The sequence below is a fragment of the Klebsiella sp. WP3-W18-ESBL-02 genome (assembly GCF_014168815.1).
In the GTDB taxonomy this organism is placed as follows: domain Bacteria; phylum Pseudomonadota; class Gammaproteobacteria; order Enterobacterales; family Enterobacteriaceae; genus Kluyvera; species Kluyvera ascorbata_B.
The window spans coordinates 1,730,158-1,742,951 of record NZ_AP021972.1 but is presented as its reverse complement, the minus strand read 5'-3'; the positions used below and the strand labels follow the sequence as shown (position 1 = coordinate 1,742,951).

The following is a 12,794-nucleotide window of genomic DNA, read 5'->3' as shown; positions in this document are numbered from 1 at the left end:
GTATTCTTTTCTTTAGAGTTCCGTAGCATAGAGAAGTTGCATGTTTACCCGTTACTCATCAATTAACCGCCGAATTGTATTCACCAGCATTATTGCTGGGCTACTGATTGCCCTGGTTGCCGGGGTGGCGCAGTTTTCTATTTTTCATCATCGCCGTTCCGAGCAGTTTGATACTACCATCTCAAGCCTGCAAAACTACCTGAACAGCTATTTCAGCCAAATCCTCGTCACCATCGATTCACTCCAGCCGCTCACGGTGAACGCCTGTGAAGAGGTCTCTTCAGAACTGACCGCCCGGGCCGCCTTTAGTATGAACGTGCGCGCCTTTCTGCTGGTAAAAAACCACGTCGCCTACTGTTCCTCTGCGACCGGTCCGATGTCGATGCCGCTTAAGGATCTGGTTCCGGATCTCGACCTGAGCAAAAACCACGTGATGGGGATCCTCTCCGGCACGCCGATGATGCCGACCACTCCGGCCTTTGTGCTGTGGGTCAAAAGCCCGCTGCTGGAAAATCGCGGTGTTTTCGCCTCAATTAACGCCAACTTAATGCCGTGGGTGCTCTACTCATCGAAACAAACGCCCTACAACGGCGTGGCACTGGTGGTGAACGGTAAGACGGCCATTTCCACGTTTAGCAGCAAACCTATCGCGTTGAGCGAAATTACCGATACCCCGGTTCGGCACGTGAAAATCAAGGGCGTCCCGCTGGAAGTGTATCTGTACAGCAACGCCTCCAGCACCGATAACTCGCTGTATGCCCTGCTATTAGGTCTGGCCTGTGGGCTGATTGGCGGCATGCTGTGCTTCTATATCCTGACCATCCGCTCGCGGCCGGGAAAAGAGATTCTTTCCGCCATTAAGCATCGCCAGTTTTACGTGGTTTATCAGCCGGTCGTGAATGCTAAAAATCAGCAGATTGGCGGCGTCGAGGCGCTGATGCGCTGGTCACACCCAACGGCGGGCAATATTCCGCCGGATGCTTTTATCAGCTTTGCCGAAGCGCAGAACCTGATTGTGCCCCTGACACAGCATCTGTTCGAGCTGATTGCCGCCGATGCGCAGACGCTAAAAGACATTCTGCCGCCGGGAGCCAAACTGGGTATCAACATCGCGCCGGGGCATCTGCACGCCGAGAGCTTCCAGCAGGATATACGCAAGCTGTCGGCCAGCCTGCCGGATAACTACTTCCAGCTGGTACTGGAGATTACCGAACGCGACATGCTGCACCAGGAAAAGGCGATGAGCCTGTTTTCCTGGCTGCGCAGTGAAGGCATTGAAGTGGCAATTGATGATTTCGGCACCGGCCACAGCGCCCTCATCTACCTTGAGCGCTTTACCCTCGATTACCTGAAAATCGACCGCGGTTTTGTGAGCGCAATTGGTCGCGAGACCATTACGTCCCCGGTACTCGATGCCGTGCTGACGCTAACCCGGAGGCTGAATATTGTCACCGTGGCCGAAGGGGTTGAAACCGAAGAACAGGCCGCGTGGCTGCGGGACCACGGCGTCGATTACCTCCAGGGCTACCTGATAAGCCGCCCGCTGGCGCTCAACGACCTGATGGCGGAATACCGTAAGCCCGCAAAGTATTTCACACAAGATTGACGGTCTATTAAGATTTCGTGATAAAAGGTGTGTTCAATCAAGCTGTTTCATCGCGGGGTGCCCCTATTGTGATCGTAGCGCGTATCTGTTTTGCCCTGCTGCTGTGCGCTTTCTCGACGCAGGCGCAGGCGCAGGCGATAAAAGAAAGCTTCGCGTTTGCGGTGATCGGCGAGCCGAAATACCCTATCGACTTCCATCATTTCGATTACGTCAATCCCGCGGCACCGAAGGGGGGAAACGTCACGCTGGCGGCCATCGGCACCTTCGATAACTTTAACCGTTACGCTCTGCGCGGCAATGCCGCCGTCCGTACCGAATCGCTGTACGATGCGCTATACACCACCTCTGACGACGAGCCGGGTAGCTACTACCCGCTGGTTGCCGAGCATGCACGCTATGCCGATGATTTTTCGTGGGTGGAGCTGACGCTTAACCCGCGCGCACGTTTTCATGACGGCAGCCCGATAACCGCCCGCGATGTCGCGTTCACCTTCCAGAAATTCATGGCGGAAGGCGTACCGCAGTTTCGGCTGATCTATAAAGGCACCACCGTTAAAGCGATTGCCCCGCTCACCGTGCGTATTGTGCTGGCAAAACCCGGCAAAGAGGACATGCTGGGGCTGTTTACCCTGCCCATCCTACCGGAAGCGTTCTGGAAAGATCATAAACTGAGCGATCCCTTGAGCACGCCGCCGCTGGCCAGCGGCCCCTACCGTATCAGCGGTTGGAAAATGGGGCAGTATATTATTTACTCCCGCGTGAAAGATTATTGGGGTGCCGATTTAGCGGTAAACCGCGGGCGCTGGAATTTTGACTCGCTGCGCTACGATTATTATCTCGACGATAACGTCGCGTTCGAAGCCTTTAAGGCAGGTGCCTACGATGTACGCACCGAAAGCAGCGCCAAAAACTGGGCAACCCGCTATATCGGCAAAAACTTCGCCAGCGGCTATATCGTCAAGAATGAACAGAAAAACGATGCTGCACAGGATACCCGCTGGCTGGCGTTTAATATCCAGCGTCCCGTATTCGCCGACCGGCGAGTGCGCCAGGCGGTAAGCATGGCGTTTGATTTTGAGTGGATGAACAAAGCGTTGTTCTACAACGCCTACAGCCGCCCCAATAGCTATTTTCAGAACACCGAATACGCCGCCCGCGGCTACCCGACCGCCGACGAGTTAATCCTGCTGGGGCCGCTTAAAGACGCGCTGCCGCCGGAGGTATTCAGCGCTATTTATCAGCCACCCACCTCACGCGGCGATGGTTTCGATCGCCAAAACCTGCTGCAAGCAGGACAGTTGTTGAACGAGGCGGGCTGGGTGCTGAAAGGCCAACAGCGGGTCAACGAAAAAACCGGCCAGCCCCTGCGTTTTGAGCTGCTGCTGCCGTCCGGCGGTAACGACCAGTGGGTGATGCCATTCCAGCATAATTTACAGCGCCTGGGCATTACGATGGATGTCCGCCAGACCGATATCTCGCAGGTCACTAACCGCATGCGTAGCCGCGACTACGACATGATGCCACGGCTATGGCGAGCGATGCCGTGGCCCAGTGGGGATTTACAGATTTCGTGGTCATCAGCCTATATCAACTCGTCCTACAACGCCCCCGGCGTCGCCAGCCCGGCGATCGACAGCCTGATTGACCAGATCATCCGCTGGCAGGGTAACAAGCAAAAGCTGGTGCCGCTTGGCCGCGCGCTTGACCGAGTGTTAACCTGGAACTATTACATGCTGCCGATGTGGTATATGTCGGGCAGCCGCACCGCCTACTGGGATAAGTTCGCCTACCCGGCCGTACATCCGCTGTATAACGCCGGCATCGATGCCCCCGGCTTCGACACCTGGTGGTATGACGTCAATAAAGCGGCGCGTCTGCCCGCCTCCCGACGCTAAGGAGAGAACATGGCCGCCTATTTGGTACGTCGACTGCTGCTGATTATCCCAACCCTGTGGGCCATCATCACGCTGAACTTCTTTATTGTGCAAATCGCCCCCGGCGGCCCGGTCGATCAGGCCATTGCCGCAGTAGAGTTTGGTCAGCAGGGCAGCCTGCCCGGCGGCGGAGGCGGTATGGGCGGCGGCCAGTCGCGCGCGGGGGTCAGCAATATTGCCGAAAGCCAGTATCGTGGCGGCCGCGGCCTCGACCCTGAAGTGATTGCTGAAATCACCCAGCGCTACGGCTTTGATAAACCGCTGCACGAGCGTTACTTCAAGATGCTCGGTGACTATCTGCGCTTCGATTTTGGCAACAGCCTGTTCCGCAATGCCTCAGTGATGCAACTGATGAAAGAGAGCCTGCCGGTATCGGTGACGCTGGGGCTCTGGAGCACCTTGATCATCTACCTGGTCTCGATACCGCTCGGCATCCGCAAAGCGGTGTATAACGGTAGCCGCTTCGATATCTGGAGCAGTACCGGGATTATTATCGGCTACGCCATTCCGGCGTTTCTGTTCGCCATCGTCCTGATCGTGTTGTTCGCTGGCGGCAGCTACTACGATATTTTCCCGCTGCGTGGGCTGGTGTCGGCGAATTTCGCTACTCTGCCGTGGTATCAGAAAATCACCGACTATCTTTGGCACATTACGCTACCGGTGCTGGCAACGGTCATCGGCGGCTTTGCCGCGCTGACCATGCTGACCAAGAACGCTTTTCTTGATGAAATCCGCAAGCAGTACGTGGTCACGGCACGGGCGAAAGGCGTCAGCGAGCGGCAAATTCTGTGGAAGCACATCTTTCGCAACGCCATGCTGCTGGTGATCGCTGGCTTCCCCGCGACCTTTATCAGCATGTTCTTCACCGGTTCGTTGCTGATTGAGGTGATGTTCTCGCTGAACGGCCTGGGTCTGCTGGGCTATGAGGCGACCGTCTCACGCGATTATCCGGTCATGTTCGGCACGCTGTATATCTTTACTCTGATAGGCCTGCTGCTGAATATCGTCAGTGACATCAGCTATACGCTGGTCGATCCCCGTATTGATTTTGAGGGCCGCTAGTCATGACCCTAAGCTCCGTTAATCAGGCACGCTGGGCGCGCTTTTGCCACAACCGCCGTGGCTACTGGTCGCTGTGGATTTTTCTGGCACTCTTTATCTGCAGCCTGTGTGCAGAGCTGATCGCCAACGATCGGCCGCTGCTGGTGAGCTATCAGGGCAGCCTGTATACACCGGTATTGAAAACCTACAGTGAAAAAACCTTCGGCGGCGCGTTTGCCACTGCCGCCGACTACCAGGATCCGTGGCTCCAGCAGCGTCTGGCGCAAAACGGCTGGGTGCTGTGGGCCCCGGTGCGTTTTGGCGCCAGCAGCATTAACTACGCCACCACGACCCCCTTCCCGTCGCCGCCGTCGCGGCAGAACTGGCTGGGCACCGACGCCAATGGTCGCGACGTGCTGGCGCGCATTCTGTACGGAACCCGTATCTCGCTGCTGTTTGGTCTGATTCTGACCGTCTGCTCCAGCGTCATGGGCGTGCTCGTCGGCGCGATTCAGGGCTACTATGGCGGGCGCGTCGACCTCTGGGGCCAGCGTTTTATTGAGGTATGGTCGGGAATGCCGACGCTGTTTCTGATAATCCTGCTATCAAGCGTCGTACAGCCCAACTTCTGGTGGCTGTTGGCCATCACCGTGCTGTTCGGCTGGATGTCGCTGGTTGGGGTAGTGCGGGCGGAGTTTTTGCGTACCCGTAACTTCGACTATATCCGCGCGGCCCAGGCGCTGGGCGTGGGCGACCGCAGTATTATCCTGCGCCATATGCTGCCCAATGCGATGGTCGCCACCCTGACCTTTATTCCGTTTATTCTCTGTAGCTCCATTACCACCCTCACCTCGCTGGATTTTCTCGGCTTTGGGCTGCCGCTCGGCTCGCCTTCATTGGGTGAACTGCTGTTACAGGGCAAAAATAATCTACAGGCCCCCTGGCTTGGGATCGCCGGTTTTCTTTGCGTCGCCGTCCTGCTGTCGCTGCTGATTTTTATCGGTGAAGCGGTGCGCGATGCCTTCGATCCTTCTAAGGCGGTATAAGATGCAGCAGCCACTTCTGGAAATCGACAACCTTTCTATCGCCTTTCGCCAGCAGGGTGTGACCACCACCGTCGTCGAGCAGCTCTCGCTGTCGCTGAACGCCGGTGAAACGCTGGCGCTGGTCGGTGAATCGGGTTCAGGGAAAAGCGTCTCGGCGCTGTCCATTCTGCGCCTGCTACCGGAGCCACCGGTCAGCTATCCGACCGGTGATATCCGCTTTGCCGGCGAGTCGCTGCTCCATGCCAGCCCGCAAACCCTGCGCGGGGTGCGCGGAAACCGCATCGCCATGATCTTCCAGGAACCGATGGTGTCGTTAAATCCGCTGCACACGCTGGAAAAACAGCTCGGCGAGGTGCTGTCGCTGCACCGAGGGATGCGTAAAGAGGCAGCGCGCGGCGAAATTCTCGACTGCCTGGAGCGCGTTGGCATCCGTCATGCTTTAAAACGGCTGGCGGACTACCCGCACCAGCTTTCCGGCGGCGAACGTCAGCGGGTAATGATTGCCATGGCCCTTCTCACCCGCCCGGAGCTGCTGATTGCCGATGAGCCCACCACCGCGCTGGACGTTTCGGTACAGGCGCAAATTCTTCAGCTGCTGCGCGAGCTGCGCGCGGAGCTCAATATGGGGCTATTGTTCATTACGCATAACCTGAGCATCGTGCGCAAATTGGCCGACCGGGTGGCGGTGATGCAGCACGGACGCTGCGTTGAACAAAACGCATCAACGGCGCTGTTCGCAGCCCCCCAGCATCCGTACACCCGCAGGCTGCTCGACAGCGAGCCCACCGGCGAGCCCTGCGCCCTTCCCCCGGACGCCGTGCCGCTACTCGAAGTGAATCAGCTCAGCGTGGCATTTCCTGTGCGTAAAGGCATTCTACGGCGGATCGTTGACCAGAATCAGGTGGTGAAAAACCTGAGCTTTACTCTGCGAGCCGGTGAAACGCTGGGTCTGGTAGGGGAATCGGGTTCAGGTAAAAGTACGACCGGGCTGGCGCTGCTGCGGCTGATTGCTTCTCAGGGTGAGATTCGCTTCGCCGGTGAAGCCCTTCAGGGGCGCAATCGCCAGCAGATGCTACCGCTACGCCATCGTATTCAGGTGGTATTTCAGGACCCCAATTCGTCGCTCAACCCGCGGCTGACCGCGCTACAGATTATTGAGGAAGGTCTGCGGGTGCACCAGCCGTCGCTGTCGTCGGCCGAACGCGAACAGCAGGTTATCCACGTCATGCAGGAAGTGGGGTTAGATCCCGACACCCGCCAGCGCTACCCGGCGGCTTTTTCCGGCGGGCAACGGCAGCGCATCGCCATCGCGCGGGCGCTAATCCTCAAACCGCAGCTGATCGTGCTGGACGAACCCACCTCATCGCTCGATCGCACCGTTCAGTCACAGATCCTGGCGCTGCTCAAGGCGTTACAGGAAAAGCATGGTCTGGCCTATATCTTTATCAGCCACGATTTGCAGGTTGTCCGATCGCTGTGCCACCAGGTCATCGTGTTGCGGCAGGGAGAGGTTGTCGAGCAGGGTGAATGTCGGCGCGTTTTTACCGAACCCAGGCAGGCGTATACGCGTCAGCTCATCGCGCTGAGCTGACGGTTAAAACGGATTGTTACCGGAAAACGGCTCAGCAATGGCGACGCCAAAGTTTTTCAGACGGCAGGTCGCGGCAAATTCGTCCTGGCGCTTCACAAACAGGCACGGCTCGCCTTCGCACTCCAGCACGGAGCAGTCGACGGAGATATCCGTGAGCGCCTGGCTAAGCGAGTGCATCACCGGCCAGGCGCTGTCGCCGTCCGGACTTAAAAGCTTGAGCGCCACCAGCGCGTTTTCGCCCGCCGTGCCATTTTGCGGAATCGGTTCAACTTTGGAACCTGCAAAACCCGCAGACCAGCGATAGTCCTGCGGCAGTCGATGTACGATTGATAGCTGTAATGTCATTACGTTCTTTCCCCGGAAGCAACAGTGCTTCACAATTATTTCACATCCATATTAACACATTGTTGACAAATCGTCCTGCATCCAGCAAAAAAACGCCTGCATTCAACATTCTTCTTACGACATCATTCGGTGTACTGATGCATTTGCGCGCTATATGTACCCGTATCTGTGATCTAACGCAATCTTTTTATCTACAACAATGTGACTTTTTACATTAATGGATTTTACATAAAAGAAACATTACACCCCAGCGGCAATGCAATTTCTGTTGATATGTATCAACAAAGGGGCGTATTTCGCCCCTGCAAAAAGCTGACTAGTGCGACGCTTTGCGCGGTCGACTGGCGTAGAGATAGAAGAGGATGGAACAGGAGGCGCAGAGCGCAATGGAAATGAGCATCGGCCAGGCGGTGGTAAAGGTGGCCATCGACAGCAGCGCACCCACAATGGCGCCGATACCGAAGCGGAAGGTGCCAGCCAGCGAAGAGGCCGTACCGGCCATATGCGGAAACTCATCAAGAATGACCGCCATGGCGTTAGAAGAAACCATCGACACGCAGCCGATAAACGCCGCAATCCCCAGCACCAGCGACCAGAAGCCGACGTCCAGCAGCGCGGTGACCACCATCCAGATAGCCATCGCAAACTGAATCAGCAGCCCGGCGCGGAACATCCATAGCGCCCCCACCCGGCGGACGAAGCGGCTGTTGATCGTGGTAGTAATAAAGAGGAAAACGATGTTCAGCGCGAAATAATAGCCAAAGTGCTGCGGCGAAACGTGGTTCAACTCGATGTAAACAAACGGCCCGGCGCTCAGGAACGAGAACATTGCCGCAAAGCTAAAGCCGCTAGCCAGCATGTACGCCAGCACCCGCTTGTGGCGGAACAGCGAAGCAAAGTTGCCGAGCGTGGTGCTTAGGCGAAACGGCTGACGCCGCTCAACCGGCAGCGTTTCATCGATAAAGAAGTAGATCATCGCCGACGCCAGCAGCGCCGCTAACGCCAGAATCCAGAAGATTGCATGCCAGCTAAACCACACCAGTACCGCACCGCCGACCATCGGCGCCACCAGCGGCGCGATGGTGGTCACCAGCATGACAAACGACATCATGCGCGAGAACTCTTCTTTTGGATAAATATCGCGCATCAGGGCGTTTATCACCACGCTTGCCGCTGCCGCCGCCAGACCGTGGAAGAAACGCGTGGTGATGAGGTAGTCGATTGTCGGTGCTAGCGCACAGGCCACCGCCGCCGCGGCAAAGATCAGCGTGCCGCCGAGGATCACCGGCTTGCGTCCCAGGCTATCGGCCATCGGGCCATACAGCAACTGGCCAAGCGCAAAGCCGAGAATATAGGTGCTGAGGGTCATCTGCGCGCTGCCGGCCGGAACGCCAAACTGCGCGGAAATGACCGGCAGCGCCGGAAGGTACATGTCGATCGACAGCGGCATTAACATGGCCAGAAGGCCAAGAATAAAAACAATCTTTAACGACGAGCGCGGCCTGGACGTCACAATCTACCTCTAATGAGTGGGTTAGCGCATTGGGGCGCCAACGCTGGCGATTTCTTCTGCGGTTAATGGGCGGTATTCCCCTGGCTCCAGCGTGGGGTCGAGGGCTATCTCGCCGATGCGTTCACGATGCAGCCCTACGACGTGGTTGCCCACGGCGGCAAACATCCGTTTTACCTGGTGGTAACGGCCTTCGCTGATGGTCAGACGCACTTCAGTAGGCGTCACCACTTCCAGCACGGCGGGTTTGGTGAGATCTTTTTCATTGTGCAGCTGCACACCTTTGGCAAACTGCGCGGCGGTATCATCGCTTACCGGGTTTTCCAGCGTCACCAGATAGGTTTTTTCGCAGTGGTGACGCGGCGAGGTGATGCGATGAGACCATTGACCGTCGTCGGTCATCAGCACCAGCCCGGTCGTGTCGATATCCAGACGCCCCGCAGCATGCAGCTTGTGCGCTACCGGTTCATCAAGGAAATACAGCACCGTCGGGTGATCCGGATCTTCGGTTGAGCAGACATAGCCCTGAGGCTTGTTGAGCATAAAATAGCGCGGGCCGCTCTGCTGCGTCAGCGAATTGCCTTCATAGGCCACGCTATGTTCGGGTTGCAGTTTGAAGGCGGTATCGCGTACCACTTCGTCATCAACGGTCACGTGGTGCCCGCGGATCAAACGCCCGGCAATAGCACGGCTGACGCCGAGTTGCTGAGCGATAAACTTATCAAGTCGCATGAAGTATTTTTAGCCTGTAATAGTGCCGGGTGCCGGACGAAACGTCCGCAAAAGGAGTAGTAACAATCGTTAAGTATAACGGGCTTGTTATCCCACTCAAGCGAAAAGATTCATGGCATACTATTTGGCTATTAAGGACTAACATCACGGCAATGACTTTTACACTACGTCCCTATCAACAGGAAGCGGTTGACGCCACCCTGGCCTACTTTCGCCGCCATACCGAACCTGCGGTTATCGTGCTCCCCACCGGCGCAGGCAAAAGTCTGGTCATCGCCGAGCTGGCGCGGCTGGCGCGCGGCCGCGTTCTGGTGCTGGCTCACGTGAAAGAGCTGGTCGCACAGAACCATGCCAAATACTGCGCGCTCGGGCTGGAAGCCGATATTTATGCCGCCGGGCTGAAACGCAAAGAGAGTCACGGTAAGGTGGTTTTTGGCAGCGTACAGTCCGTAGCGCGAAATCTTGACCATTTTCAGGGGGAGTTTTCGCTGCTGATCGTCGACGAATGCCACCGCATCAGCGACGACGACGATAGTCAGTACCAGCAAATCCTCGGCCACCTGCAAAAGGTCAATCCGCAGATCCGCCTGCTCGGACTCACGGCAACGCCCTTCCGCCTCGGCAAAGGCTGGATTTATCAGTTCCACTATCATGGTATGGTGCGCGGCGATAAAAATGCCCTGTTCCGTGACTGTATCTACGAGCTGCCGCTACGCTACATGATAAAGCACGGCTACCTGACGCCGCCGGAACGGCTGGACATGCCGGTCGTGCAGTACGATTTCAGCCGCCTGCAGGCCAACAGCAATGGCCTGTTTAGCGAGGCGGATCTCAACCGTGAACTCAAACAGCAGCAGCGCATCACGCCGCACATTATTAGCCAGATAGAAGAGTTCGCACAGACGCGCAAAGGGGTGATGATCTTCGCCGCCACCGTTGAACACGCCCGGGAAATCACCGGCCTGCTGCCCGCCGATGATGCCGCGCTGATCACCGGCGAAACGCCGGGGCCGCAGCGCGACAGCCTGATTGAGGCGTTTAAAAACCAGCGGTTCCGCTACCTGGTGAACGTCGCGGTCCTGACGACCGGCTTTGATGCGCCGCACGTCGATCTGATTGCTATCCTGCGCCCAACGGAATCGATCAGTCTGTATCAACAGATTGTCGGCCGCGGCCTGCGGCTGGCACCGGGGAAAACGGACTGTCTGATTCTGGATTACGCCGGCAACCCACACGACCTGTACGCCCCGGAAGTGGGGGCACCCAAAGGTAAAAGCGATAACGTGCCGGTACAGGTATTCTGCCCTGGCTGCGGCTTTGCCAATACCTTCTGGGGCAAAATGACCGCCGACGGCACGCTCATTGAGCATTTTGGCCGCCGCTGCCAGGGCTGGCTTGAGGATGATGAAGGCCACCGCGAGCAGTGCGACTACCGCTTCCGCTTTAAAAACTGCCCGCAGTGTAACGCCGAGAACGATATTGCCGCCCGCCGCTGTCGCAAGTGCGACACCGTACTGGTGGACCCGGACGATATGCTGAAGGCGGCGCTGAAGCTAAAAGACGCGCTGGTGCTGCGCTGTAGCGGCATGGTGTTACAGGACGGGATGGACGAAAAAGGTGGCTGGCTGAAAATCACCTATTACGACGAAGATGGTGCCGACGTCAGCGAACGCTTCCGCCTGCACACACCCGCACAGAAAACGGCGTTTGAGCAGCTGTTTATTCGCCCGCATACCCGTACGCCCGGCGTACCGCTGCGCTGGATAACGCCCGCCGATATCCTCAGCCAGCAGGCTCTGCTGCGGGCACCGGATTTTGTCGTCGCCCGCAAAAAAGGCCCCTACTGGCAGGTGCGGGAAAAGATCTTCGACTATGAAGGGCGCTACCGCCGGGCCAACGAACTACGCTAGCTGTGCGTTTGCTTCACCCACACCAAGCGATCGACAGCAAAACCGAGGCCGCGGGCAATGTTCAGGTAATTCTGACGTACCTGCGGCGGCAGCGTCGGCGTGCGCGACAGAATCCACAGATAGTCGCGGTTGGGCCCGCTGACCAGCGCATATTGGTATTCATCATCCAACGCAATCACGTTGTAGCCACCGTAGAACGGACCAAAGAAGGAAACCTTCAGCGCTGCCGTCGTGGGCTCACCGGTAAAATACGCCTTCCCTTCACTCAGCTTCCACTCGCCTTTCTGCGGGTCGAAGCCGCGGTTGGCGACAGAAATCCCGCCGTCGGCCCGTTTGCCATAGGTTGCATTAACCTGCTCCAATCCCCGTTCAAAGCGGTTCTCCAGGCGAGCAATCTCATACCACTTGCCCAGATAACGGCTGGCGTCAAAATCATTAATGGGCGTGACGCCTTTCGGCGGCGTCGGCGAGCGGCAGGCCACCAGCGCCAAAGAAATAGCCACCCCCGTCACGATGGGCCATATTCTCATGTCTCCTCCTGTCAAAAATGGCTCGCCTTAAGTGTAGAGGATAGAAAAGCCGCGTGGTCAAATTCAGACAAGGGAGCGAGCCCTGGCGTAACGCCCTCTTCCCGGTGAGGTTTTCATTGCCCGCCCGGGGAATCGAAGCTATAATGCCGCCCGCTTTCACATCCGTGAAGCAGATCATTTGCCTGCTGCTGGGTCGCCTGTAGCAGGATTAATCAAGAGAGCTATTCAATGTTTACTATCGAAGCACAAGCACGTAAAGAGCAGGGTAAGGGTGCGAGCCGCCGCCTGCGCGCAGCTAACAAGTTCCCGGCTATCATTTATGGTGGCGAAGCAGCTCCGGTTGCTATCGAACTGGACCACGACAAGCTGTGGAACCTGCAGAACAACGCTGAATTTTACAGCGAAGTTCTGACCATCGTTGTTGATGGTAAAGAAGAAAAAGTTAAAGCTCAGGCGGTGCAGCGTCACCCGTTCAAGCCGAAACTGTCTCACATCGACTTCGTACGCGCTTAATCGCTAACGAATCTACGTGATGAAAGAACGGCTCCT

General features: G+C 57.2%; 11 protein-coding genes. 7 read left to right on the top strand and 4 right to left on the bottom strand.

Annotated elements, in window-relative coordinates; all coding sequences use genetic code 11:
• The first annotated feature begins 40 nt into the window (after positions 1-40).
• From H7R56_RS08225 to yejF, 5 genes are all read left to right on the top strand, one after another.
• Positions 41-1,606, top strand: a complete 1,566-nt coding sequence (locus H7R56_RS08225) for a cyclic di-GMP phosphodiesterase (RefSeq protein WP_106924381.1) — start codon at positions 41-43, stop codon at positions 1,604-1,606.
• A 71-nt stretch (positions 1,607-1,677) separates the two neighbouring features.
• The gene (locus H7R56_RS08220) at positions 1,678-3,501 is read left to right on the top strand and encodes an extracellular solute-binding protein (protein WP_106924442.1); all 1,824 of its coding nucleotides are present in this window, start codon (positions 1,678-1,680) and stop codon (positions 3,499-3,501) included.
• Positions 3,502-3,510: 9 nt separating this feature from the next.
• Positions 3,511-4,602, top strand: a complete 1,092-nt coding sequence (locus tag H7R56_RS08215; protein ID WP_106924380.1) for a microcin C ABC transporter permease YejB — start codon at positions 3,511-3,513, stop codon at positions 4,600-4,602.
• Between the two features lie 2 nt (positions 4,603-4,604).
• Entirely contained in the window at positions 4,605-5,627 is a 1,023-nt protein-coding gene (locus H7R56_RS08210) for a microcin C ABC transporter permease (protein ID WP_106924379.1), read from the top strand.
• 1 nt (position 5,628) lies between these two features.
• The gene (yejF, locus tag H7R56_RS08205) at positions 5,629-7,218 is read left to right on the top strand and encodes a microcin C ABC transporter ATP-binding protein YejF (protein WP_106924378.1); all 1,590 of its coding nucleotides are present in this window, start codon (positions 5,629-5,631) and stop codon (positions 7,216-7,218) included.
• Between the two features lie 3 nt (positions 7,219-7,221).
• Here yejF and H7R56_RS08200 read toward each other — a convergent pair whose 3' ends face one another.
• From H7R56_RS08200 to rsuA, 3 genes are all read right to left on the bottom strand, one after another.
• Positions 7,222-7,563, bottom strand: coding sequence for a YejG family protein (locus H7R56_RS08200; RefSeq protein ID WP_106924377.1), 342 nt, complete (start codon positions 7,561-7,563; stop codon positions 7,222-7,224).
• Positions 7,564-7,879: 316 nt separating this feature from the next.
• Complete coding sequence (locus H7R56_RS08195; RefSeq protein ID WP_106924376.1) at positions 7,880-9,076, bottom strand: Bcr/CflA family multidrug efflux MFS transporter; 1,197 nt, start codon at positions 9,074-9,076, stop codon at positions 7,880-7,882.
• 21 nt (positions 9,077-9,097) lie between these two features.
• Positions 9,098-9,805, bottom strand: a complete 708-nt coding sequence (gene rsuA, locus H7R56_RS08190; protein ID WP_106924375.1) for a 16S rRNA pseudouridine(516) synthase RsuA — start codon at positions 9,803-9,805, stop codon at positions 9,098-9,100.
• Between the two features lie 152 nt (positions 9,806-9,957).
• Here rsuA and H7R56_RS08185 point away from each other — a divergent pair, with 152 nt between their 5' ends.
• Positions 9,958-11,715 carry a DEAD/DEAH box helicase gene (locus H7R56_RS08185; protein ID WP_106924374.1) on the top strand — a complete coding sequence of 586 codons (1,758 nt, stop codon included), beginning with the start codon at positions 9,958-9,960 and terminating at the stop codon, positions 11,713-11,715.
• Here H7R56_RS08185 and H7R56_RS08180 read toward each other — a convergent pair.
• Entirely contained in the window at positions 11,712-12,245 is a 534-nt protein-coding gene (locus tag H7R56_RS08180; protein WP_106924373.1) for a lipocalin family protein, read from the bottom strand. The genes H7R56_RS08185 and H7R56_RS08180 overlap by 4 nt on opposite strands.
• A gap of 228 nt (positions 12,246-12,473) precedes the next feature.
• On the opposite strand from H7R56_RS08180, the gene rplY reads away from it, so the two are divergent.
• Positions 12,474-12,758 carry a 50S ribosomal protein L25 gene (gene rplY, locus H7R56_RS08175; RefSeq protein WP_106924372.1) on the top strand — a complete coding sequence of 95 codons (285 nt, stop codon included), beginning with the start codon at positions 12,474-12,476 and terminating at the stop codon, positions 12,756-12,758.
• Positions 12,759-12,794 lie beyond the last annotated feature (36 nt).